The organism is Chitinophaga sp. 9-1-y (genome assembly GCF_059511905.2).
In genome coordinates this window covers 1,230,777-1,254,297 of the sequence record NZ_CM197955.1, presented here as the reverse complement: position 1 = coordinate 1,254,297, position 23,521 = coordinate 1,230,777, and the positions used below count along the sequence as shown (strand labels likewise).

Annotated in this window: 21 protein-coding genes; 13 read left to right on the top strand and 8 right to left on the bottom strand. The window is 46.2% G+C overall.

Annotated elements, in window-relative coordinates:
• The first annotated feature begins 112 nt into the window (after positions 1–112).
• The 5 genes from AC5ZC7_RS05015 to AC5ZC7_RS04995 all read left to right on the top strand — a co-directional run bounded on the left by AC5ZC7_RS05015 (position 113) and on the right by AC5ZC7_RS04995 (position 2,991).
• Complete coding sequence (locus AC5ZC7_RS05015; protein WP_496162634.1) at positions 113–292, top strand: DUF8506 family protein; 180 nt, start codon at positions 113–115, stop codon at positions 290–292.
• 146 nt (positions 293–438) lie between these two features.
• Entirely contained in the window at positions 439–1,278 is an 840-nt protein-coding gene (locus AC5ZC7_RS05010; RefSeq protein ID WP_496162633.1) for a DUF6597 domain-containing transcriptional factor, read from the top strand.
• Positions 1,279–1,331: 53 nt separating this feature from the next.
• Positions 1,332–1,784, top strand: a complete 453-nt coding sequence (locus AC5ZC7_RS05005; protein ID WP_496162632.1) for a GNAT family N-acetyltransferase — start codon at positions 1,332–1,334, stop codon at positions 1,782–1,784.
• Positions 1,785–1,826: 42 nt separating this feature from the next.
• Positions 1,827–2,330, top strand: coding sequence for a cupin domain-containing protein (locus AC5ZC7_RS05000; RefSeq protein WP_496162631.1), 504 nt, complete (start codon positions 1,827–1,829; stop codon positions 2,328–2,330).
• Between the two features lie 43 nt (positions 2,331–2,373).
• Entirely contained in the window at positions 2,374–2,991 is a 618-nt protein-coding gene (locus AC5ZC7_RS04995; protein ID WP_496162630.1) for a DUF4230 domain-containing protein, read from the top strand.
• A gap of 71 nt (positions 2,992–3,062) precedes the next feature.
• Here AC5ZC7_RS04995 and AC5ZC7_RS04990 read toward each other — a convergent pair whose 3' ends face one another.
• Entirely contained in the window at positions 3,063–3,782 is a 720-nt protein-coding gene (locus tag AC5ZC7_RS04990; protein WP_496162629.1) for a hypothetical protein, read from the bottom strand.
• A 252-nt stretch (positions 3,783–4,034) separates the two neighbouring features.
• Here AC5ZC7_RS04990 and rbp point away from each other — a divergent pair, with 252 nt between their 5' ends.
• The gene (rbp, locus tag AC5ZC7_RS04985) at positions 4,035–4,355 is read left to right on the top strand and encodes an RNA-binding regulator (RefSeq protein WP_079468754.1); all 321 of its coding nucleotides are present in this window, start codon (positions 4,035–4,037) and stop codon (positions 4,353–4,355) included.
• 187 nt (positions 4,356–4,542) lie between these two features.
• Here rbp and AC5ZC7_RS04980 read toward each other — a convergent pair whose 3' ends face one another.
• The 4 genes from AC5ZC7_RS04980 to AC5ZC7_RS04965 all read right to left on the bottom strand — a co-directional run bounded on the left by AC5ZC7_RS04980 (position 4,543) and on the right by AC5ZC7_RS04965 (position 8,061).
• A complete protein-coding gene (locus AC5ZC7_RS04980) occupies positions 4,543–5,868 on the bottom strand; it encodes a 2-oxo acid dehydrogenase subunit E2 (RefSeq protein WP_496162628.1) in 1,326 nt (441 codons plus the stop codon).
• Positions 5,869–5,938: 70 nt separating this feature from the next.
• The gene (locus AC5ZC7_RS04975; RefSeq protein WP_496162627.1) at positions 5,939–7,186 is read right to left on the bottom strand and encodes a CinA family nicotinamide mononucleotide deamidase-related protein; all 1,248 of its coding nucleotides are present in this window, start codon (positions 7,184–7,186) and stop codon (positions 5,939–5,941) included.
• 4 nt (positions 7,187–7,190) lie between these two features.
• Complete coding sequence (locus AC5ZC7_RS04970; RefSeq protein WP_496162626.1) at positions 7,191–7,613, bottom strand: YbgC/FadM family acyl-CoA thioesterase; 423 nt, start codon at positions 7,611–7,613, stop codon at positions 7,191–7,193.
• Positions 7,614–7,653: 40 nt separating this feature from the next.
• On the bottom strand, positions 7,654–8,061 hold the full coding sequence (locus tag AC5ZC7_RS04965; protein WP_496162625.1) for a DoxX family membrane protein: 408 nt from the start codon (positions 8,059–8,061) through the stop codon (positions 7,654–7,656).
• A gap of 246 nt (positions 8,062–8,307) precedes the next feature.
• Here AC5ZC7_RS04965 and AC5ZC7_RS04960 point away from each other — a divergent pair, with 246 nt between their 5' ends.
• The 3 genes from AC5ZC7_RS04960 (at position 8,308) to AC5ZC7_RS04950 (ending at position 14,261) form a co-directional block, all read left to right on the top strand.
• Entirely contained in the window at positions 8,308–11,385 is a 3,078-nt protein-coding gene (locus AC5ZC7_RS04960; protein WP_496162624.1) for a tetratricopeptide repeat protein, read from the top strand.
• Between the two features lie 46 nt (positions 11,386–11,431).
• Positions 11,432–13,081, top strand: a complete 1,650-nt coding sequence (locus tag AC5ZC7_RS04955; RefSeq protein ID WP_496162623.1) for a hypothetical protein — start codon at positions 11,432–11,434, stop codon at positions 13,079–13,081.
• A 238-nt stretch (positions 13,082–13,319) separates the two neighbouring features.
• Positions 13,320–14,261: an HU domain-containing protein gene (locus AC5ZC7_RS04950; RefSeq protein WP_496162622.1), complete on the top strand. Its 942-nt coding sequence runs from the start codon at positions 13,320–13,322 to the stop codon at positions 14,259–14,261.
• Positions 14,262–14,263: 2 nt separating this feature from the next.
• On the opposite strand, the gene AC5ZC7_RS04945 is transcribed toward AC5ZC7_RS04950, so the two are convergent.
• Positions 14,264–15,163, bottom strand: coding sequence for a sugar nucleotide-binding protein (locus tag AC5ZC7_RS04945; RefSeq protein WP_496162621.1), 900 nt, complete (start codon positions 15,161–15,163; stop codon positions 14,264–14,266).
• 164 nt (positions 15,164–15,327) lie between these two features.
• The gene (locus AC5ZC7_RS04940; RefSeq protein WP_496162620.1) at positions 15,328–17,418 is read right to left on the bottom strand and encodes a prolyl oligopeptidase family serine peptidase; all 2,091 of its coding nucleotides are present in this window, start codon (positions 17,416–17,418) and stop codon (positions 15,328–15,330) included.
• A 171-nt stretch (positions 17,419–17,589) separates the two neighbouring features.
• Here AC5ZC7_RS04940 and pfkA point away from each other — a divergent pair, with 171 nt between their 5' ends.
• From pfkA to AC5ZC7_RS04920, 4 genes are all read left to right on the top strand, one after another.
• Complete coding sequence (pfkA, locus tag AC5ZC7_RS04935; RefSeq protein WP_079468763.1) at positions 17,590–18,570, top strand: 6-phosphofructokinase; 981 nt, start codon at positions 17,590–17,592, stop codon at positions 18,568–18,570.
• A gap of 12 nt (positions 18,571–18,582) precedes the next feature.
• Positions 18,583–20,070, top strand: coding sequence for a pyruvate kinase (gene pyk / locus AC5ZC7_RS04930; protein ID WP_496162619.1), 1,488 nt, complete (start codon positions 18,583–18,585; stop codon positions 20,068–20,070).
• Between the two features lie 126 nt (positions 20,071–20,196).
• Complete coding sequence (locus AC5ZC7_RS04925; RefSeq protein WP_496162618.1) at positions 20,197–20,766, top strand: TetR family transcriptional regulator; 570 nt, start codon at positions 20,197–20,199, stop codon at positions 20,764–20,766.
• Positions 20,767–20,847: 81 nt separating this feature from the next.
• The gene (locus tag AC5ZC7_RS04920; protein WP_496162617.1) at positions 20,848–22,254 is read left to right on the top strand and encodes an MFS transporter; all 1,407 of its coding nucleotides are present in this window, start codon (positions 20,848–20,850) and stop codon (positions 22,252–22,254) included.
• Here AC5ZC7_RS04920 and AC5ZC7_RS04915 read toward each other — a convergent pair.
• Positions 22,244–23,419, bottom strand: a complete 1,176-nt coding sequence (locus AC5ZC7_RS04915; RefSeq protein ID WP_496162616.1) for an MFS transporter — start codon at positions 23,417–23,419, stop codon at positions 22,244–22,246. The two genes, AC5ZC7_RS04920 and AC5ZC7_RS04915, sit on opposite strands and share 11 nt — an antisense overlap.
• Positions 23,420–23,521: the final 102 nt, after the last annotated feature.

Genomic DNA, 23,521 nt, shown 5'->3' with positions numbered 1-23,521 from the left:
CGTATGTTAATACGTAAAATTTACGATGGGAATAGCCGGCAATGGTGGTAGATATTGAACCTTTACAACATGCCTCAGCTATATATTATTGCTGGTTGTAATGGTGCGTATTATGAGCAGTAAAGAAAAAGAACTCATGGAATTTTCTGACAAAGTGATGCAAGGCATGAAAAAGGCCATGCGCAAGCTTGTAGAAACGACTGCCGCTCAAAATAAAAAATTGATTGTAGGTGATAAAGATGGTAATCCCATAAGCCTTCCTGCAAAAGACTTATTAAAAACACTCAAATAGAAACAGTTTCTGCTATCCTTTCCTCTCACAAATATATTTTTGATAATATAAAACATTTAACATATATTTACAATAATGTCGCCACTTTAGTATTTGGTGTGAATTGCAGCGATAGCGATATCCCTTAACACCACATTATTGTACCTATGAACTTCCATATCTACCACCCTGCGGATGCATTACGTCCTTTTGTAAAGCAATACTATTTCTGGGAAGACAATACCAGGGGAACTATTCAGTTGCCACAAAACCTGTTTGCACTGGGCGATCAGTACATGGTTTTCATCCTGGAAGGAACAGCAGAAATCAAACCTTTACATCACCGGGCATTTACGTTACCAGCTACTGCTGTATTGGGACATCTTACCTGCGCATGCCAGTTACAGGTACAAGGTCCTGTGAAAGTAGCGGTGGTACAGTTAAATGCGTATGGTTGTCACCGGCTGCTTGGCTTCGATGCCGCCAGCTTCACTAATTATTACCGCAACCTGTCTTGCACGGAGCAACCACTTTGGTGCGAACTACTCAACAACTTATCCGGAATAACGGAGCCTAAACAGGTAGAAGCCCTGCTGGACGATGCTTGTTTACAGGCGCTCCACAGCCAGTCAGATAACTTGAAAACGGTAGATGACATGGTAGATTACCTGCTGATCATGCAAGGCAATGTGGAAGTAAACGCGCTCTCTACCCGCTATGGCATTTCCCGCCCTACGCTGGAGCGTTTGTTCAGCACTATTGTAGGTATTCCACCACAGCTCTTTGCCCGGATGATCCGGTATAAAGCGGCACTCAGCTCCTTACGGCAACTGAATCTGCCGGAGTGGCAAACACCTATTACCGCCACCGCCTATTACAACCAGGCGATGTTTATACAGGACTACCTGATGTTTAATCACGAAACACCTTCTTACTTTGCGCCGGCTGCCGCCGCTACTATTGCGCATATGCCAGCTGCCGGACACCACGTGGCAGTAGCCAGTTAGTGGGCCCGGAATAAAAATATTGCGTTACTTTAGTGAGCTAATGCTAACTAAATATGGAAACCATTGCAGTAAAAGAGGGGGCTTACCATATCAGCACCGACAAAGCCCTGTTAGACCTGAACGCTATTCACGACTACCTGTCTAAAGAATCCTACTGGGCGCAAAACGTTCCTTTCGATATCATTGAAAAATCAGTGGCGGGCTCTTTGTGTTTCGGGGTATTTGAAGATAACAGGCAGATAGGTTTTGCCCGGGTTATCACCGATGGTGCGGTATTCGCCTACCTGGCAGATGTGTACATACTGGAACCTTATCGTGGCAAAGGACTCTCTAAATTCCTCATGCGCACCATTTTAGCCCACCCTGATCTGCAGGGATTAAGACGTTTCTTACTGGTAACATCAGATGCACATGGATTATACCGGCAGTTCGGATTCACCGATATACCCAACCCGGAGAAATTCATGCATCGCCATAACCCTGACCCATATACGAAACAGGCATAATAATCCCGCTTTTTCCTTAATTTACGACGATAACAAGCCTTTATGGAATATTCTGCCGCCCATTGGCGTGAACAACTGAAATTACAATCGCATGTAGAAGGCGGCGCTTTCCGCGAAACCTATCGCTCCGAATGGGTGTTAGACCTGGCTACGCTGCCGGCTGGCATGGGTGGCAGCCGCAACGCATCTACCTGCATTTATTTCCTGCTGGAAGCGGGCGAATTTTCCGCTTTTCACCGCATTGCGGCAGATGAGATCTGGCATTTTTATGATGGGCACACGCTCACCATCTACGAAATATGCCCGGGAGGCAAGCTCCTGGTACACAAACTGGGACGTGATATTGCCAATGGAGAAAACCTGCAGGTGATTATTACCGCCGGCAACTGGTTTGCCTCCCGCGTGGAAGTACCCGGTGGTTATGCCCTTACCGGCTGCACCGTGGCGCCAGGATTTGATTTCGCAGATTTTGAACTGGCAGAGAAAGCTGCCCTGCAAGCGGCCTATCCGGAACATGCGGCGTTGATCAACAGCCTTACCCGGTAACGGATACGCATACCCACTCCCAACTTTTCATTAATTTACAGGCATGAAAAAAATCTTTTTCGTCGTTATACTGGCAGTGTTAGCCGTCCTGATATTTTGGCTGGGCAAGCGATTCGGCACCACCAATGTTAGCCAGGAGGTCATCTCCAATAGCCTCATCGTCAAAGAAATTGCGGAACTGGCCAGCCTCGATGTGCAGGGATCTTCCAGTATCAAAAGAAGTAATGTGGAGAATAATGGCGAGTGGACCGATAATTTCAAGAAAGCCTTCCTGGAGAATACCATCTGGGTCACCATTCCTTATGAAGCCAAGTTTGGCGTGAGTTTCGACGAAAAGCCGTTTAAAGTACAAGCCACCGATAAAAAGATTATTCTGCAACTCCCCGCTCCGCGGCTGCTGAGCTACGAACTGAAAATGGACAAGATGGAAACTGCTAATCGTAAAGGATGGCTGTTGTTCCAGGACGATGAAACCTATACAGATGTACAAAAGAAATTGTACCAGACTTCCCGCGCCCAGCTGGAAAATAATGCCCTTTACATTCAACAGTCAAAAGATAAAATCAGGAAGGTGATGGAGCAATACTATGCCCCTTTCCTGAAAGACCATACACTGGAAATACAGTATGAAGGCGATACCAAAGCGCCCGCATTGAAATAACTGGGGCCACCTATATCCATTACCGGGATAACAGGTCTCCGGCTATACCAGGTCGTCCTGTCAATAAGCGTTTACGCTGCCTGTTCAGCAATATATTTCACCAGGCTTCTTTTGGCCACGGGCAGCAACGTTTCGTCTACCGGCAATACCAGTGGCGTTTCCACGCAATACACCGCAGGATTGGGCAGGTGATGCCGTTCCCGTATCAGCATGGTTTTGATATGCCCGATGGTATGCACAAAATCCTTCTTATACTCCTGTACATACTCGGTATGAATGCCCCGGAACTTCTCATCATGCCGCTCAAAAATAGTGAGCCGGTAGGTGTATACGCGGGTATAGCTGCCCCGCCCATCGCAGAGCAGGAAGTAGCCCTCTGTTGTTTCCAGCGGAATAAGTCCTACCGGGAAAATGCTCAGGTTCCCTGCCACATACTCATAAATCTCCGCTCCTTCTTTAATAGTGTTGTTCAACTGCGGTAATGAGTATTGGATAATAGATTCCAGTTCGGCCATTAATTCATCATCTGCAATGAGCTGTTCGTACAATAACTCCAGCTTTTGCAGGTTAATGGCGGTGAGCCGTTTGGGGAATTGCTGCTGTAAAAATTGCTTGTTGTCCCGAAAGGCGACGAGGTTATTGTAATGGAAAATGATGTCGGCTAACTGCGGGTACAGCTTGCTTTCGTTGAAGTAACGGTTGATGTCCTGTAAGTAGGCCAAAAGGGTATATTTTTTCAGCTCAAAATCAATATAACCGTCAGCGAACCAGGTTTCACTTAACGCTCCCATGTTAAATAAATTTAATGGATCTTGTCCTGAATTTACGAAAAAAAAACCGTAAAACAGCGGGTTTAAGGGTAGTGCAAGGGGATTTTAAATAATATTTATATCCTTATCAAACTTCACCCTATAAAGGATCTAACCCATAATAGGGTAGTAAAAAAGAGGGTAATAACAAAAATATTTTAAACGCAACTTTTTTATTAGCGTAATTTTCATAACTTCAGTATATTATTTTTCATTTTTTTAATTTCAGTTATCATGAACATTTACGTAGCCAACCTGCACTATAGGTTGAACGATGAGGATCTCCATCAGATTTTCAGCGATTTTGGAGAGGTTACCTCCGCTAAGGTTATCAAAGACCACGAAACTGGCCGCTCACGTGGTTTTGGCTTTGTGGAAATGCCTAATCAAGAAGAAGGAGCAAAGGCTATGGATAGTTTGAACGGCAGCGAAATCGAAGGTAAGCAATTGATGGTAAACGAAGCAAGACCTAAACAACCGAATAATAATTTCAAAGGTGGCGGTGGCAACAACCGTGGCGGCGGAGGATATGGTTCCCGCGACCGTCGTTATTAATAATCCCCTTTATTCGGCACAAAGGAACTGAGAGGGACGCTTCGTAAGAAGTGTCCCTTTTTTTAGCCGAAAGCATAAAGCCGAAAGCATAAAGCTATTAAGGCGAATGAACTTTGCGAGTTAATATACGCATTGGTCATTCGCTTTAATAGCTTTATGCTTTCGGCTTTATGCTTTCTGCTCTTTATTATATTCCTCTTTTAGGATCGAAATTCTCCAGTTCCTGCGCTACAGCAGTCAGGAAAGTAGCTCCCAGGGAACCGTCTACAATACGGTGATCATATGACATAGACAGGTACATCATGTGGCGGATACCAATGGTATCGCCTTCTGCAGTTTCTATGACCACCGGGCGTTTCTTGATCGCACCTACCGCCAGGATGGCTACCTGTGGCTGGTTGATGATAGGTGTTCCCATCAGGCTACCAAAAGTACCTACGTTGGTCAGGGTAAAAGTACCGCTCTGGGTATCTTCCGGCTTCAGTTTATTGGAACGGGCGGCATTTGCCAGTTGATTCACCTGTTTGGTAATGCCTACCAGGTTGAGCTGATCCGCACTTTTAATTACTGGTACAATGAGGTTACCGCTTGGTAATGCGGCCGCCATACCGATATTGATATCTTTCTTAATAATAATCTTATCACCGTCCAGGGAGCAGTTAATCAGCGGAAAACGCTTGATGCACTTCACAATCGCCTCAATAAACAGCGGTGTAAACGTGAGCTTCTCTCCTTCGCGTTTTTCAAAATCACCTTTCACACGGTCGCGCCATTTCACCAAATTGGTGACATCGGCTTCTGCGAAACTGGTCACGTGCGGGCTGGTTTGTTTACTCATCACCATGTGGTTGGCGATCAGCTTACGCATACGGTCCATTTCCACAATTTCCACGTTACCGTTATAAGTAGGCGATGCCACGGTAGTAGGTGTGGTAACCACCGGCTGACGGGAAGTGGCCACTGCGGTAGCTGACGGTTCAGGCGTTACATCCGGGATGACCTTTCCTTCTTTCCGGTCTGCCACGTATTGCAGAATGTCTTTCTTGGTAACGCGGCCATCATTGCCGGAACCCGGAATCTTTTCCAGGTCAGCAAAGCTGACACCTTCCTGCTGTGCAATAGTGAGTACCAGCGGAGAGTAAAATTTAGCGCCACCAGCGGATACCGCGGTTTCAACAGCCGGCGTATGTGCCGGTGCCGTGGTAAATTTAGGTTCCGTAGCCACTGCAGGTGCTGCAGGTACCACAGGTGCAGTTGCCGCCGCTGCATCGGCATTGGTATTAATACGGGCAATGACAGTACCTACTGCCACCACATCATTTTCGTTAAAGAGCACTTCCGTGATCTCCCCTTCTGCGATAGAAGGAACTTCGCTATCCACCTTGTCAGTGGCAATTTCAAGTACGGTTTCATCCACTTTTACGTGATCGCCCGCCTTTTTATGCCAACGCAAAATGGTGGCTTCCATGATGCTTTCCCCCATTTTTGGCATTACCAATTCTACAATGGCCATAAGATTGATTTTTGCTTTAGTGCGCGACAAATTTAAGGGAATTGTACCAATTCAGAAGGTCTCAATATCCCTATTCCAGAATGAGTTTGCGCAATTCATTCATGGCATAAACAGCGGTCATCTGCGTATTCCGTTCCCGGTCGTACCGCAGCTGAAATTTTACCGCATTGACTTTGTCTTTACTGCCCACGGCCACCCACACGGTACCCACCGGCTTTTGCGGTGTACCTCCGTCTGGTCCCATAATACCGGATACCGCAATGGCATAGTCTGTGTCCAGCACCTTTAAGGCCCCGGCTACCATTTCCCGTACCACCGCTTCACTTACCGCACCTTCTGCCTGCAGGGTGGCCGCTTTCACGCCTAATACTTCTTCCTTTGTCTGGTAAGCATAAGCCACTACACTGCCTTTGAAATAAGCCGAACTACCCGGAATAGCCGTGATCCAGCTGGCTATCAACCCACCGGTACAGCTTTCAGCGGTACCTACGGTCTTTCCTTTCTCTTTCAACAATTGCCCCAATACCTCGCCCATGGTAATATCCTGGTCTGTTACCGCAATATCTGCCAGCAAGTCTTTCATTTCATGAAACAATATACTTACTTCCGCCGCTACGGAAACTTTGTCTTTACCAAAAGCGGTTAAACGCAACTTCAGCAGGCTATAGCTGGGCAGGTAGGCCAGCTTTACATGTGCCGGCAGTTTCGCTTCAAAGTTCACTAAACGCTCGGCTACAAATGATTCTCCCATGCCGGAAGTAATCAGGGTTTGATGTATTACCACAGGTGTCCGGAAATGCTGCGCTAATTGCGGCAACACATAACTTTCCATCATGCCCTGCATTTCATGAGGTACACCCGGCATTGACACATAGATCTTCCCGTTTTTCTCAAACCACATTCCAGGCGCGGTGCCCCTGTGATTGTCGATCACCGTACAGGACTCCGGCACCATGGCCTGGTCCAGGTTACGCTGCAGAATGGGTAGCCCCCTGCTTTCAAAAATATTCAACACATTGGCGAGCGCCGTTTCATGCTGCACCAGCCTGGTATTAAAATAAGTGCAAAGCGTGGGCTTGGTAATATCATCTGCCGTAGGCCCCAATCCCCCGGTTATCAACACAATATCAGAAACCGCCGCTTCCTTTTCCAGTGCTTCCAGTATATCTTCCTTTATATCGCCAATGGCTACACGGCGATGTACCCAGATCCCCATAGCGTTCAATTGCTGGGCAATCCACGCGGAATTGGTATCAATTGTTTGTCCTATCAGCAACTCATCCCCGATAGTTATAATACTGGTCGTGACTTTATCCATGACGCTAAAGGTTATTTTCAGGAAAAAATGGCAACAGCCGTTTCTTCAATTCTTCCGGTAAACCGGCTTTCTGCTTCGTTTTCACATCAATGAATACCAGTGTAGTCACTCCTACATTCAGCAATTCATTCTTTTCATTATACAACTCGCTGTGAAACTGTATCTTAGAACTCTTTGGCAACTCCCGGAGTGTAGTCTTCACCGTTATAAGGTCATCATAATACGCCGGCCGCAGGTATTTCACATTTAATTCGGCCACCGGCATAATAACACCCTGATCTTCCAGTTCCTTATAGGTAAAACCCAGCTCCCTGATGGCTTCTGCTCTTCCTACTTCATAATACAGTCCGTAATTACCGTAATAAAGATACCCCATCTGGTCTGTTTCACCATAGCGCACCCGGATCGTTGTTGTACTGATAAACATGGTCCTTCCTCTTTTATGCCTGAAAATTTACTTGAAAACTTTATTTACCCAATGCGCCGTCAATAGAAAATTTGCCGGGACCTGTGAATAACAGCGTCACAAATGCTGCCAGGAAAAGAATCGGTAACTCTTTTTCTGGTATCGGCTTAGCCGCCTGCATCATAAAAATAATGACACTCATACAAATCACCAACGGAATGGAAGCCAGCCTGGTTAAGAGTCCCATGATGAGCAACACCGCACAGAACACCTCTGCAAAAACGGTCATCCCCAAAGAAATTTTATGACCTACCCCTAAAGGATCCGGAAAAGAATTCATTTTGGCAGTAAAATTGATCAGCTTGGGCCAGCCGTGCATTAATATCATTCCTCCGAATACTAACCGGAGTACCAGCATAGAAAAACTTACGGCGCCATTAGTGTAACCGGTTGAGAACAGTTTTCTCATAGTAGGTAAGGTTTTTGTACTTAAAATTATTTTTCGCAAGATAAATGAATAGAGTTTGCCTTGCCACCGGAGTTATCCACATTGTTGGAAACGCAATCTGAAAAGAAGAGATATAACTTTTATATTTGCGGGTGCCCGCAAAAACAGGATGATTCCTTTGCCGCTCAACATCTTTGCGGGGAATGCAGGAAATATTTTGCCGGAACATTCGTTTTAAACGCATATTCAAGAAATAACAGCTATAGCATGCACTTTATAAGAAAAGTTTTAGTACCCGGACATCTGTACTTATCGCTCGTGGCATTCGCCGGCGCAGGACTGGCAGGAATGCCCGCCGCACAGGCGCAACAAACACGCGTTTATACAGACCCGGAAAAAGTATTCAAGGATGCCCAGCAATATTTCCAGCAGGAAAAATATGCGGTGTCCATGCAGCTTTTCAAGCAAACAATTGATAACATCGATTATTTTCATGAAACGAACCGCGACCTGGTTAAAACAGATGCGTTCTACTACTATACCATCTGCGCCCTTAAACTGCAACAGGATAATGCAGAAAAAGAAGCACTCCGGTTCCTGAAATTGGCCAATAACAACGCCCGCGAAGAACTCGTGAGCTACCAGCTGGCCAAATATTATTTCCGCCAGAACAAACTCAAAGAGGCCATTCCCCTCTATGAGAAAGCCAATATCGAAAACCTGTCTAACGCAGAAATCGCAGAAGCCAAATTCGAACTGGCCTATTGCTATTTCAACCTGAAAGACTTTAAAAAAGCACAGCCGCTCTTCTCTTCCATCAAAGAAGTACCCGGTAAATACAGCCTGCCCGCCAACTACTACTATGGTTTCATCGCCTACTATAATCACCAGTACGGAGAAGCCCTCAACAGCTTCCAGAAAGTAGTCAACGAACCCAAATACAGCAATGTAGTTCCTTACTACATCGCTGAAATTTATTACTTCCAGGGCAAAACAGACCAGCTCATCGCCTACACGGAACCCCTCCTCAATAAAGGCGGCCAGTACTACGAAGCAGAGCTGAAACAACTCCTTGGTAAAGCTTATTTCGAAAAGAAAAATTACCAGAAAGCATTACCCTACCTGCAAGACTTCCAAAACAATGCAGACGAGGTAAGAAATGAAGATATCTACCAACTGTCGTACGCCTACTACCAGACCAACAACCTGAATAAAGCAATCAGCGGATTTAAACAACTGAGCAGCTCGAAAGACTCACTGGGGCAGAACTCCATGTACCTGCTGGGCGACTGCTACCTCCGCACCGGCCAGAAAGCAAATGCCCGCAACGCTTTCGCTTTTTGCGCCAACAACAGCTCCAATGCACAACAACAGGAAATTTCCCGCTTCAACTACGGTAAATTATCCTATGAACTGGGCTATCCCGATGCAGCACTCAATGAACTGACACAGTTTGTAAAAACATACCCACAGTCTTCCTACAATAAGGAAGCCCGGGAAATACTGGTGAACCTTTTCATGAATAGCAACAACTACAAAGATGGTTTAGCAACCATTGAAATGATCACCGATAAAAATCCCACCGTACTGAAAGCCTACCAGAAAGTAGCCTACGGACGCGCCACCCAGCTGATCAACGACCAGCAACTGGCAGAAGCCGATCGCCTGCTGGACATCGCTATCAGCAACCCTTACGATCCACAGATTAAACAACTGGCGCACTTCTGGAAAGCAGAAATTGCCCTCCGCCAAAATAAAACAGACCAGGCCATCACTAACCTGAACGCCTACCTGAATACCACCGCCCCCGTTTCCGGCGAAGCCAATGCACAAACCGCCAGCTATAACCTCGGTTACAGCCTGCTGAAACAAAACAAATACGCGGAAGCATTGCCCTACTTCGAAACGGCTCAGAAAACCGGCGGACCCAATGCACAACGTATTGCTACAGATGCAACACTCCGTAGCGGCGACTGCTACTACATGCTGCGTCAATTCCCTAAGGCACTGACACTGTATGATCGTATCATCAGCAACAACGAACCCGGCGCCGATTATGCCACCTATCAGAAAGCCGTGATCCTGGGCCTGCAGGGAAAGCAAAGCGAGAAATTAAACCTGCTGAAACAACTGGGTAACAAGTTCCCCAGCTCCGGCTTTAATAACGAAACAGATATAGAAATAGCCAATACTTATCTCTCAGAAGAAAAATATACAGAAGCTATTCCTTACCTGGAAAATGTATTGCAGAAACAACCCAACGGACCTAATGCACCAAGAGCATTGCTGAAATTGGGTCTGAGCTATTATAACAAAGACAACGACAGTAAAGCCCTGGCCTATTACCGCCAGGTAGTGGAAAAATTCCCCGGCTCACCGGAAGCGAATGAAGCCCTGCAGAGTATGAAATCGATCTACGTAAGCCAGGGTAAAACAGACGACTACCTCGCTTTCCTGAAAGCCAGCGGCAGAACAGTAACCGCTACCGCGGAAGATTCCCTCACCTATGCAGCAGCGGAATCACGCTTCAGCAACAACGACTGCACAGGTGCTACCACCGGGTTCAATAACTACATCCAGAAATATCCAAACGGGCAATTCATCTTACCCGCTTACTTCTATAAAGCAGAATGCGCCTATAACAATAAAGACTATACGGCCGCGCTGCCTGCGTACGAATTTGTATTGTCACGCAACAACAGCCTGTATGCAGAAAGATCTGCCCTACAGGCCGCCAATATCAACTTCTACCAGACAAAAAATTATGAGAAGTCGAGAACTTATTACCTGCAACTACAGGATCTCGCTACCAGCAAAGAAAACAGCCTTTCTGCCACCAGGGGCTTACTCCGCAGCAACTATCAGCTGAAACGCTGGGATGAAGTATCCAACTACGCGGAAATGCTGCTGGCCGCCGCCAACATCAGTACTGATGACCAGATCATCGCCCACTTCTATCGTGGTAAAGCACTGCAACAGGCAAAGGATTATGCTGCCGCACTAACGGAATTCAAAACCGTTGCCAACATGACGAAATCTGAAACAGGCGCCGAAGCCCGCTACAACATAGCCGACTGCTACCTGCAACAGAATGAACTGGATGCTGCGGAAAAAGCTGGCTTTGATGTGATTAAAAATACCCCATCCTACGAATACTGGGTGGCAAAATCATATATCCTGCTGGGAGATGTATATGCCCGTCAACAGGACTATTTCAATGCAAAAGCTACTTACCAGAGTATCGTTACCAATAGCACCATTCCTGAACTGAAACAGGAAGCTAAAGAGAAACTGGCAAAAGCAGAAGCAGAGGAAAAAGCAGCCGGTAAAAAACCAAAGAAATAACATTCATTCCGGATGTTGGAATTTTGACATTTAAGCGCAACACAGCATGAACATTCAAGCAATATATAACAAACGTACTTTCATCACCACCGCACTGGGCGTAGCCGGACTGCTGTCTTCACAAAAGACATTCGCCCAGGAGCCGCTGAAACAGGAAACGATTGACATCATTTCCACCAATCAGCCCAAACTGCGGGATGCCTATAAACTCAACCTCACGGCCAGTTTACCGGGCATTGACACCAGCAGGCCCTCGCTGAAATACCAGATCCCGGCGCTCAACCTGAATTTCATGTACCAGGCCACCCCGCTGAAACCACTGGCGTTGGGAAAGGATTCGCTTTCTTACCTCCAAAACAACTTCCTGAAACTGGGTTATGGTAATTTAAAAACACCTTACGTACAGGCAGGCTTCGGCAGCGGCAGAAAAGACATGTACAACTACGGTTTATATGTGAACTACACCGGCTCCCAGGGCAAAGAAATTTCAGACCAGATTTACAGCAACCTGAATGTACTGGCCGCCGGTACTTACCTGTTGCCTAAACTCCGCTTTGACGCGAGTATCGGGTACGACCGGAACACCGTACATTACTACGGTTATGGTCATGATACCGCCAGCTATAAAAAAGAAGATACCCGCCAAACCTTCAACCAGCTGACCGCTACAGTAGGTATGCAAAACCGCCCGCAGAACGACTGGGCATTTACTTTCCAGCCACAGGTGAAATTTATTCTCTTCAACGATGCCTTTAAACGCACAGAGAATACCTTCCTGTTGAAAGTGCCGGTACGTAAGCAGGTATTTGAAGATATCTACATCGGCGTGGAAGGCGTATTTGATTTATCTACCTACAAACAGGATAATAACCGCGCCATCAACAACAACATTGCGGCCATACATCCGGCAGTAGACATCATCAAGCCTGGTTTTGTACTGCATGCAGGCGTAAATCCTACCTGGACCGACAGTAAGTTTTACCTGCTGCCAGACATCGTGAATGAGTCGCACCTGGTACGCAAAAAACTGATCCTGAGCAGTGGATGGATCTCCTATTTTGAAAAGAATTCCTATCGTAACCTGGCCAACAAAAATCCGTTCCTCGCTGGCTTACCCGGCGACCTGCTGAATACCCGTGTAGAAGAAAAATATACCGGTATCAAAGGCACTTTAGGCAGTCACTTCAACTATAACACCAAATTCGCTTCCGTTACCTGGTACAATACGCCGCTGTTTGTAAACGACAGCGCCGACACCAAGATGTTTACCACCCGTAACGAAACCATGCTCCGCGCTTTCCAGCTGCATGCGGAAGTGGGATATATTGAGGAAGAAAAATTCCAGGCACGTGTTACCTTCGACTGGTACAACTATAACAAACAGGAAAAAGAAGTACAACCCTGGCACCTGCCCGCTTTCCAGGGCGACTTATTTATGCAATATACCATTGCTAAAAAATTACGCCTGAATGCGGATCTCTTTGCCCTGAGTGGTAGCTATTACCTGCTTCCCAACAAAGATTTCAACAAAACCAAAGGTGCATGGGACCTGAATGCCGGCGCATCCTATGATATCACGAAAAACTTCGGCCTTTGGGTGAATGCAAATAATATTTTCAACTCCCACTACCAACGCTACTACCTGTATCCAACTTATGGATTCAATGTGGTAGGCGGAGTACTGATAAAGTTCTAAACGGGATACAACCCATTCATATCAGCTTTTAGCGATTAGCTTTTAGCTTTTAGGAAAATGCAGCGGAGATAAACATATGATATGTTCTCCGCTGCATTTTGCTAAAAGCTAAAAGCTAATCGCCAAAAGCTCTCAAAAATTCTTAACTTCCCTTTTAGCAACACAGCAGAAAGCACCAGAAAAACACCATATCCTGCGTTCTCCGCTGCATTTACTAAAAGCAAACAGCTAAAAGCCAATGATGTTACAACTATATATCCAGGAAGTGCTGTTTAAACAGCGGGTTTGTGTAGTACCACAGCTGGGCACTTTTTCTGTACAACATTTTCCGGCACATTATAATTCCCAAACACAAACGCTGACGCCTCCCCGTGAACAAGTGATGTTTACCCAACAATGGCAGGATGACGGCTCATGCGTAGAGTGGATAGCACTCAAAGAAAACCTGGTACCAGCAGTAGCGCAACGCAAATTTGAAAAGTACCTGGAAGAACTGAAAGACAGCCTGAAATCCGGTACTCCATTGGTACTCCCGGGCATTGGCCAGTTACAGGGCGACTTCACCGGTAATATCCATTTTCACGCAGAAGAGCTGCCCGTGGAAAAGGTAAGTTTAGATATCTCCCCTATTGATCGTCCTGAACATAAAACAGATAGTAAGCCGGCTGACTTTACGCCGCCAACGGAACCCATTCCGCCAGTGGAGCCGATCATGACAGAAGAAGTAGAAGAAACACTGGAAGCGGTAACAGAAGAAAGTGGGTTCAAATGGTGGTGGGCTGCTGTTCCTGTTGCGGCAATTGTCATCGGAATAGCCGCATGGCTGTATTTCTCCAATGTACCTGCTACCGGCAGCGATGCAGTTACCGTTGCAAATACGGATTCTATTGCAAAGCAACGGGCCATCGACTCCCTGAAACAGGTAGCCATTGCCGATTCAATAGCAGCCGCCAATACAATACAGACTTATTACGCGGTGATTAAACCCTATAAAGACAGTAATGATGCAGTAAAAGAACAGAAGAAACAGGCTAAATGGGGAAGAATGCTAACAATTTATAAGAAAGACAGCCTATTCAAAACTGCCATAGAATTGCATGTATTACCAGCGGATACCACGCCACACCTGGATACCATCCGACGGGAATTTAAAAGAGCTGATATCTACCTGGAACATTAATCTTACACTTTAATTTCACCCGCTACAATCTCCAGCCCCTCTGCAAAAGTATGGGGCTGGTAGCCCAGTTCTTTTGCGGCTTTGTCGATCACTAACCCTGTTTTAGCAGGACGGGCTGCTGGTTGCGCCAGCGTTTTGGAACTAATCTTTTCTATCAATGAAGTATCCAACTGGAAGAATTCTGCTGTTTTAATAGCCATATCATACGGTGTCAGTACTTCGTTACCGGAGATATTAAAGAAACCGCCGGCCTTTTTATCTGCAATCAGCAAACAGCCTTTTGCCAGATCATGACATAAAGTGGGCGTACGCCACTGGTCATCTACTACTTTCACTTTTTTACCCTGCTGCAAATTATTTTTCACCCAGGTAATCATATTACTACGATGCGGATCGGCTACTACCCCATATACCAACACTGTTCGCACAATAGCCCATTGTAATTTACTGTTGGCAACCAGCCTTTCTGCGGCCACTTTACTGGTACCGTAGTAATTGATAGGATTCACCGTAGCGTCTTCTTCATAAGGTCCCTGTAAACCATCAAAAACAAAATCAGTAGAGAGAAAAATGAAGAAGGCATTCACACTTTCTGCCGCATGTACCAGGTAACGTGTAGCCCCTACGTTAGTATCCCAGCAAGCATCTTTATTTTTTTCGCAATCATCTACCTGCGACATAGCGCCACCATGAATAATCACATCGGGTTGGTGCTTTTCTACCAGTTGCTTTACGCTACCGGCATCGCGGAGGTTTACGGCCTCATAAGTGTAATTATCCCGCAGGGGGAAACGATTCGGGCCTCTGCCTGTAGCTATTACATCATACTTTCCATCTTGCAGAAAAAGCGGGATCAAATGCTGTCCCAATAATCCGTTACTACCTGTTATAAGTACCTTCATATTTATTTGTTAGCCTATTTTTAAAGATAAGGAAAAAAGGAAGAATTACGAATTAGGAATTACGAATTACGGATTTGTGGGGAGATGTATGCGACTCTTATCATTCGCGTTTACCATCTCTCCACAAATCCGTAATTCGTAATTCCTAATTCGTAATTCTTCTGTTATTTACCCATACCCAGGTTGTACATCGTAAACGCCCAGATATCTGTGGCCTCATCAATCAGTTTTGAGGTAGGTTTACCAGCACCGTGTCCTGCCTGTGTTTCAATACGGATCAGGGTAGGATTGGGTCCTGCATTATCGGCCTGCAGGGTGGCTGCAAACTTGAAAGAGTGCGCAGGCACTACACGGTCGTCGTGATCACCGGTAGTGATTAATGTAGCAGGGTATGACGTACCGGGTTTCAGGTTATGTAGTGGTGAATATTTCAGCAGGTATTTGAACTGTTCCGCATGGTCGCTGCTACCATACTCCACCGCCCAGGCCCAGCCGATGGTAAATTTCTGGAAACGCAACATATCAAGTACGCCTACGGCCGGTAATGCTACCTTAAACAGGTCAGGGCGTTGCGTCATGCAGGCACCTACCAGTAATCCTCCGTTGGAACCACCGCGGATCGCGATCTTCGAAGGATTAGTATATTTCGTTTTAACCAGGTATTCCGCAGCTCCGATGAAATCATTGAATACATTTTGTTTCTTATCGAGCATACCGGCTTTATGCCATGCCTCTCCATATTCGCTACCACCGCGCAGCCCTACTACCGCGTAGATACCGCCCTGTTCCATAAAATACAAATTGGAAACGCTGAAGCCTGGTGTTTGCGGAATATTAAAACCACCATAGCCATAGATTAACACGGGATTATTGGCATCCAGTTTTATTCCTTTTTTGTAAGACAGGAACATCGGAATACTTTCCCCATCTGCACTTTTAAAGAAGACCTGTTTGGTTTCAAAATCGCCCGGATTAAATTTCACGGCTGCTTTATCATATAAAACAGACCCGCCGGTTTTGATATCATATTTATAGATGGTAGGTGGTGTCACGAACGATGTATAGGAATAGAAAAACTCCTTGTCTGTTTTCTTTCCGCCAAATCCGCCGGCAGCGCCGATGCCAGGTAGTTTTATTTCGCGCACCAGCGTCCCCTGGTAATCATGTTGATACACCCTGGTAGACGCATCTTTCAGATAAGAAAGGAATAAATAGCCGCCGGCGGTACCTACGCCCTGCAGGGCTTCTTTCTTTTCCGGCACCACTACTTTCCAGTTGGCTTCTTCGGGATGAGCGGGATCAATCAGCACCACCTTATAATTAGGTGCGCTGTGGTTAGTACGTACCAACAGTTTGTCGCCGTCGTTATCAATCACCTGTGGTTCAAAGTCAAATCCTTTCACCAGCAGGGTAAAGTCTTGCTGTGCAGGGTTTTGCGTGTCTTTATAATGGAGTTCCGCGCCGGATGTCCCTTCGGTGAGGGAGAGAATGAGGAAGCGTTCATCTTCAGTTACCTGTATGCCGGCGTTGCGCAAGGGATGCGCATCATCTTTATATATGAGCTGGTCTTTATCCTGTGTATCGCCCAGTTGATGATAATATACTTTCTGGTATTCGTTTTTACCGGAAAGTTTGCTTTGTTCATCTGGTTTATCGTAGCGGCTGTAGTAGAAGCCGTTTCCTTTCCAGGCGAGGCCGCTGAATTTTACCCATTCGAGTTTATCGGACAGCAGTTGTTTGGTGGCTACGTCGATGACGAAGCCTTCCTGCCAGTCGGATCCTGCTTTAGCGAGCAGGTAGGCGGCATATTTACCATCTTTTGAAAAGCTGAGGGTGCCTAATGCGGTGGTGCCGGCGGCAGAGAGTTTGTTGGGATCCAGGAAAACTTCGGAAGGACCGCCCAGGGTAGCAGCGCGGTAAAGAACGGCCTGGTTCTGTAAACCATCATTTTTAAAATAGTAGTAATAATCGCCATGTTTAACAGGCGCACCATTTTTGGGATAGTTCCAGAGTTCTTCCAGGCGTTTCCGGATTTCCGCGCGGAAAGGGATGTGCGAAAGGTAGTCCTGCGTAACCTTGTTCTGTGCGGTTACCCAGGCTTTTGTTTCCTCGCTGTGGTCGTTTTCGAGCCACCGGTAAGGATCTGCGATTTTAGTACCGTGATAATCATCTACCGTATCCACTTTCTTGGTGTCGGGATAATGAATATGTTGTTGTTGTCCCATTGCCTGTAATGTCATAAAACTCACGCTCATAAAGATCCACCTCCTATTATATATTTTAAACATGCGTAAAATTTTTTAAAAATTTTGGCTACTTTGTTTGACGGAAATTAAAAATTTAGGTTATTTCATCAGATAACAGTTAGAAAACAATTGCAAAATGTTATTTTTGTGCGCCTTTAAGATATTTTTTTAGCAATTTATATGAAAAAACTGAACAACATTGCAGTCCTTACATCGGGAGGAGATGCTCCTGGCATGAACGCCGCAGTTCGTGCAGTTGTAAGAACGGGCATTTATCATCAGCTGAATGTGTATGGCATTATGTACGGCTATAGGGGAATGTTGAAGAACGAAATTTTCCCAATGGAGTCCAAGTCTGTTGCCAACATTATACAGCGCGGGGGCACCATATTGAAGACCGCCCGGTGCAAAGAGTTCTATGAATATGAAGGGCGAAAAATGGCTTACGAAAATCTGAAAAAACACAACATTGACGGGCTCGTAGTTATCGGTGGAGACGGCTCGTTCAATGGTGCGCAAAAGTTCAGCCAGGAATTTGACATTCCGTGTATAGGCTTGCCTGGTACTATTGACAAGGACATTGCGGGGACTGATTCTACTATTGGTTTTGATACGGCGGTGAATACGGCGGTAGAAGCGATAGACAAAATCAGGGACACAGCGGATGCGCATGATCGCTTATTTGTAATTGAGGTAATGGGCCGTGATGCCGGTTACATCGCTTTACACAGCGGCATTTCCACTGGTGCGGAGCATATATTGCTGCCTGAACGCAAAACAGAAGTAAATGACATTATCGAAGAACTGCAGGCTAATGAACGCCGCAGGAAATTGGTTAACCTGATTGTAGTGGCCGAAGGTGATGAAACCGGCGGTGCTACAGAAGTTGGTCGCATTATTAAAGAAAGGTGCCCTCAGCTGGACACCCGGGTAAGTATCCTGGGACATATTCAGCGTGGCGGCGCTCCCACCTGCACAGATCGTATTCTGGCCAGCCGCCTGGGCTATGCAGCCGTAGATGCCCTCCTCGAAGGCATACATAATGTAATGATTGGCGTAGTAAACGACAAAATTCATTACACTCCTCTTGATAAAGCTGTTAAAGCCAAACAGGAAATTGACCCCGAATGGTTTAAGATTGTTAAAATTCTAGCGAGTTAAAAAATTAGACTTATGAGTACAAAGGATCTTTCGAAATACTACCACAAGCAGATGGATAACGCTGCAGGTAGGGAACACTCTTCGCACAAAACAAAAATCGTGGCTACCGTAGGCCCAGCCTGTGATACCTATGAAGGATTACTCACCCTGGTAAAAGCAGGTGTGAATGTATTCCGCCTGAACTTCTCTCACGGATCGCACGAAGACAAAGCACGCATCATTGAATATATCCGTCAGATTAACAAAACTGAACCTTATACCGTAGCGATCCTGGCCGATTTACAAGGTCCAAAGCTCCGTGTAGGTGAAATCGAAAACAATGCCCTGCCGCTGAAAAAAGGTGACCTCCTCACCTTTGTGAATGAGAAGCTGGTAGGTAACATGGAAAAAATTTACGTTTCCTATCCCGACCTGTATAAAGATCTTCGCATTGGCCAGAAAATTTTGCTGGACGATGGTAAAATTGAAACCGTAGTAAAAGATATCACCGCAAACGGTGAAATCAAAGCAGAAGTAACTTTACCAGGTGTACTGTCTTCTAAAAAAGGCTTCAACCTGCCAGATACTAAAATATCCCTGCCAGCACTGACTGACAAAGATATTATCGACCTGGAATTCATCATCGATCACGAATGCGACTGGGTAGCTTTATCTTTCGTAAGAAGTGTAAAAGATCTCGCAGTATTGCGCAAACGCCTGGAAGCCCGCAATTCTAAAATCAAGGTGATCTCTAAAATTGAGAAACCAGAAGCCATCCAGAACCTGAAAGAAATTATCTGGGAAAGTGATGGCGTAATGATTGCCCGTGGTGACCTCGGTGTGGAACTGCCCGTAGAGCAGATTCCAATGATTCAGAAAGACATCATCCGCAAATGTATTCACCGTGCAAAACCTGTTATCGTGGCTACACAGATGATGGAGAGCATGATGGACCGTACCCGTCCTAACCGTAGTGAAATCACCGACGTGGCCAACGCAGTACTGGAAGGCGCCGATGCAGTGATGCTCAGCGGTGAAACAGCTACTGGTATGTTCCCTGAACTGGTGATTCAAACCATGAATAAAATCATCCAGGAAGTGGAAAAAGAAGCGATCATTTACAACCGTAACCTGATCCCTCACCGCCACTCTCCTACCTTCCTCTCCGATGCACTGTGCTACAACGCCTGTAAAATCGCGGAAGACCTGGATGCAGATGCCCTCATTGGTATGACCCAAAGCGGCTACACCGGCTTTATGCTGAGCAGCTACCGCCCACGCAGCCCACTCTTTATCTTCACCAAAGAAAGATCACTGGTAAATCAGCTTAGCCTCAGCTGGGGTGTACGTGCCTTCTACTACGAAGAAGAAGAAAGCCTAGATGATATCGTTTTCGATCAGATCAATATCCTGAAAGAAAGAGGTTTCATTAAAGCAGGTGATGTGTGCGTAAACACCGGTAGTACGCCTGTAAAAGACCACTTACCTACTAATACGTTGAAGATCACGAAAGTGGACTAACATTTAGATATTAGCTAATTGGATTTAGCAAAAGCAGCGAAGGAATTCTTCGCTGCTTTTTTTATGCACTTTCAAAAATATATACAGACTTGTCTGTTTTTAAAAAATAATCCCTAATATTGCCCTATGAAAGAAAATGGCGCTAAAGAAAGAATCTTAAATGCCGCCGGCGAATTGTTCTATGAACAAGGCTACCTGGCCACCGGCATCAATCAGATTATTGAAGAAGCAGGCATCGCCAAGGCCAGCCTGTACCAGCACTTCCCCTCCAAGGATGCGCTGCTCACCGCTTACCTGCTCAGAACCCGCCTCCATAATCATGAGTTAAGGATGCAGTTCCTCAATACACTCGCCCCCGGAAAAGACAGGCTCATGGGACTGTACGAATACCGGCTGCAACATATGAAAAGTAACCAGTTCAAAGGCTGCGCCTTTATCCGCATCGCCTACGAACTACCCGGACTGAGTGAAGACGCTATGACACAAATACGCACCCACAGCCAAACCATCCGGACCTTTATTGGTACACAATTACAAGTGATTCGCGACAACTTCCCGGAAGAAGAGCTCGAAGAGATGACAGACATGCTGCTCAATCTCTACGAAGGCGCCGGCCTGCAGGGATATATCCTGAAATCCGCCAAGCCCATGGAAGACACCAAAAAAATAGTAGCCCGGCTACTCAACACCTTATAACACACTTTCCTTAACAGCACAATACCCGGCGGCTACGGCCGCTGGTAATATACTTTTCACTGCATCAAAAATTTTGCACACATGAAAACAGACCAGTCTGTATACATCAATAAGCCAACGATCAACCCATGGATCACCCTGGCCGTCATCCTGCTGGCGCCACTCATCACCGTGATAGACATCTTCATCGTCAACATCAGCGCACCAGCCATCAAAGCCTATTTTCACAGTACAGACGCTGCACTCGAGCTGGTTATCGCCTCCTACCTGCTGGGATATGCCGTATTCCTGATATCCGGCAGCCGTACCGGTGATTACCTCGGCAAAAAAAGAGTGCTGATCACCGGCCTGGCCGCCTTTACCATCACCTCAGCGATGTGCGGCTTTGCCACTTCCATGGAAATGCTTATCGTTTCCCGCCTGCTACAGGGCATAGCAGCCGCATTTACGGTACCACAAACCATCACCCTGATTCAACTGAACTTCCAGTCGGCCACTGACCGCGACAAAGCCTATGGCCTCTATGGTGCATCATTAGGCACCGGCGCTACCATCGGACAATTTCTTGGTGGCTACTTCACTTCCTCCCACCTGATTCAAGACGGCTGGCGATTGATATTCCTCGTCAACTTACCCATCGGCGCAATAGCCATGATACTCGCCTGGTTCTTCGTGCAGGAATCCCCACAAAATAAATCGACCCGTTTTGATATCCCTGGCACCCTTTTGCTCACCCTGGCCCTGTCTCTCTTAATATATCCCATTATACAAGGCACAGAACTGGGCTGGCCTGCATGGACCATCGGCATGTTAATAGTGGCATTCCTCCTGCTGGCTGTTTTTGTACGATATCAATACCGGATGGGGATTAAACAACGCGATCCGCTCGTACCGTTGGACCTCTTTCGTATCCGGAGTTTCAACACAGGCATTATCAGCGTATTGTTTTTCTTTGGTGTGAATACCGCGTATATATTCATTGTCTCCATCTATTTCCAGTCAGGCCTGCATCTTCCTTCTTTCAAAACGGGTAATTACTTCGTGCTGCAAACGCTGTCTTATCTGACCGCTTCGCTGTGGTCCATCAAAAATGCGGGACGCTTTGGAGTCCGGTTGTTACAGGCAGGTGTTATTGCTATTGTGCTGGCTTTTATCCTGCAATTAATTTTATTCCAGGGAGATGAGATCACGCCCTGGGCTATTTTCCCCGGTTTGATCATTTACGGCATGGGCTCCGGCTTACTGATGCCTTCTTTGCTAAAAATAGCCATGTGGGATGTTCCTGTTGCCAAAGCAGGAGCAGCCAGTGGTGTTTATTCCACCATCCAGCAAATTGCTTCTGCTTTGGGCGTCAGTATTTTGGGTGGCATATTTCTACACCTGGCCCGTACTTCCGGCAACTACTACCTGGCGTACAAAGTAGCCCTGTTCTGCATGATAGGCTACCTCGCTGTTGTGATGTATATGCTGCGCCGGGTTAAGCGTTAACTACTTTTGTTTCCTTTTTATAGGTCAGCACATAAATGAGAAAAGCGATAGCTATTAAGGTAGTACCAGCAATACATACGCCTGTCCATTGTGCAATTGACCATACCCACAAACCAATACCGGATCCGAGCGAGGTACCAATAAAACTGGTGGTCATAAACACCGTGTTTAAACGGTTCCTTGCTTCCGGTAACAGCGTGTAAATGCGCGTTTGATTGGAAACATGGATGCCCTGCAAACCCAGGTCAATGGCGATGATGCCGGCGATAATGCCGATGATATCCGCCCGGAAAACATAAAACAGGAAGTAACCCAGGAACAAGCAAATGATACCATACCCAATGGCTATACGAGGATTTTTCTTATCCGCAATCCGGCCTATCAACGGTGCACCTAAAGCGCCTGCTGCCGCTGCCAGCCCCATCAAACCAATTTGTTCGCTTGTATAGTGAAAGGGAGCATCTGATAACAGGAAAACCACCGTCGTCCAGAACATACCAAACATTGCAAAGCAACAGGCGTTAATGGCCGATGCCTCTCTCAACATAGGCTGTTCTTTGATCAATGTGAGCAACGACTTCATCAAATCGCCATAAGTGCCCTGGAAGTTGGGTTTACTTGAAGGAAAGGACGTAATCATGATTACCGCCAGCAACGCACTGATCCCGGCTGCAATCCAAAACATGGCGCGCCAACCGAAGTGATGTCCTACCACGCCGCTGAGGGTACGCGATAACAAAATACCTACCAGCAAACCACTCATAATAGTACCAATCACTTTACCACGGCTTGCAGGATCAGAAAGATTCGCCGCCAGGGGCAGTATCAACTGAGGTACTACCGATGTAAAGCCAATCAATAAACCTGTTATTTTCAACATGGTGATATTCACCGACTCCGCAGCTGCAATCAACGCTACTACAGCGGCCAGCGTCATCACCACAATCTGGCTTTTCCTTTCCAGCTTATCTCCCAACGGCACACAAAATAACAGCCCCAGCGCATAGCCTACCTGCGTGAAAAAAGTGACTTGTCCGGCGTTACTCTCACTAACACCAAATTCTTCGCTCATCAGCACCAGTAAAGGTTGGCTGTAATAAATATTTGCCACAATCAGCCCGGTACAAAGGGCCATAATTAATATATTCCATCTGCTAAGTGCCATAAAGTCGTGCTTTTTTTAAACGATGCAAAGATAGCAAGTTCGCTTTTACGACTTCGCTTTTAGTGGAAAACGGTAAATTTGTGTGACTATTTACTTAAAGCC

What these genes read in the sequence shown, in the direction of transcription:
- AC5ZC7_RS05015 (WP_496162634.1), top strand. Translation starts at nt 113, where the DNA reads ATGAGCAGTAAAGAAAAAGAACTCATGGAATTTTCTGACAAAGTGATG.
- AC5ZC7_RS05010 (WP_496162633.1), top strand. Translation starts at nt 439, where the DNA reads ATGAACTTCCATATCTACCACCCTGCGGATGCATTACGTCCTTTTGTA.
- AC5ZC7_RS05005 (WP_496162632.1), top strand. Translation starts at nt 1,332, where the DNA reads ATGGAAACCATTGCAGTAAAAGAGGGGGCTTACCATATCAGCACCGAC.
- AC5ZC7_RS05000 (WP_496162631.1), top strand. Translation starts at nt 1,827, where the DNA reads ATGGAATATTCTGCCGCCCATTGGCGTGAACAACTGAAATTACAATCG.
- AC5ZC7_RS04995 (WP_496162630.1), top strand. Translation starts at nt 2,374, where the DNA reads ATGAAAAAAATCTTTTTCGTCGTTATACTGGCAGTGTTAGCCGTCCTG.
- AC5ZC7_RS04990 (WP_496162629.1), bottom strand. Translation starts at nt 3,782, where the DNA reads ATGGGAGCGTTAAGTGAAACCTGGTTCGCTGACGGTTATATTGATTTT.
- rbp (WP_079468754.1), top strand. Translation starts at nt 4,035, where the DNA reads ATGAACATTTACGTAGCCAACCTGCACTATAGGTTGAACGATGAGGAT.
- AC5ZC7_RS04980 (WP_496162628.1), bottom strand. Translation starts at nt 5,868, where the DNA reads ATGGCCATTGTAGAATTGGTAATGCCAAAAATGGGGGAAAGCATCATG.
- AC5ZC7_RS04975 (WP_496162627.1), bottom strand. Translation starts at nt 7,186, where the DNA reads ATGGATAAAGTCACGACCAGTATTATAACTATCGGGGATGAGTTGCTG.
- AC5ZC7_RS04970 (WP_496162626.1), bottom strand. Translation starts at nt 7,613, where the DNA reads ATGTTTATCAGTACAACAACGATCCGGGTGCGCTATGGTGAAACAGAC.
- AC5ZC7_RS04965 (WP_496162625.1), bottom strand. Translation starts at nt 8,061, where the DNA reads ATGAGAAAACTGTTCTCAACCGGTTACACTAATGGCGCCGTAAGTTTT.
- AC5ZC7_RS04960 (WP_496162624.1), top strand. Translation starts at nt 8,308, where the DNA reads ATGCACTTTATAAGAAAAGTTTTAGTACCCGGACATCTGTACTTATCG.
- AC5ZC7_RS04955 (WP_496162623.1), top strand. Translation starts at nt 11,432, where the DNA reads ATGAACATTCAAGCAATATATAACAAACGTACTTTCATCACCACCGCA.
- AC5ZC7_RS04950 (WP_496162622.1), top strand. Translation starts at nt 13,320, where the DNA reads ATGATGTTACAACTATATATCCAGGAAGTGCTGTTTAAACAGCGGGTT.
- AC5ZC7_RS04945 (WP_496162621.1), bottom strand. Translation starts at nt 15,163, where the DNA reads ATGAAGGTACTTATAACAGGTAGTAACGGATTATTGGGACAGCATTTG.
- AC5ZC7_RS04940 (WP_496162620.1), bottom strand. Translation starts at nt 17,418, where the DNA reads ATGAGCGTGAGTTTTATGACATTACAGGCAATGGGACAACAACAACAT.
- pfkA (WP_079468763.1), top strand. Translation starts at nt 17,590, where the DNA reads ATGAAAAAACTGAACAACATTGCAGTCCTTACATCGGGAGGAGATGCT.
- pyk (WP_496162619.1), top strand. Translation starts at nt 18,583, where the DNA reads ATGAGTACAAAGGATCTTTCGAAATACTACCACAAGCAGATGGATAAC.
- AC5ZC7_RS04925 (WP_496162618.1), top strand. Translation starts at nt 20,197, where the DNA reads ATGAAAGAAAATGGCGCTAAAGAAAGAATCTTAAATGCCGCCGGCGAA.
- AC5ZC7_RS04920 (WP_496162617.1), top strand. Translation starts at nt 20,848, where the DNA reads ATGAAAACAGACCAGTCTGTATACATCAATAAGCCAACGATCAACCCA.
- AC5ZC7_RS04915 (WP_496162616.1), bottom strand. Translation starts at nt 23,419, where the DNA reads ATGGCACTTAGCAGATGGAATATATTAATTATGGCCCTTTGTACCGGG.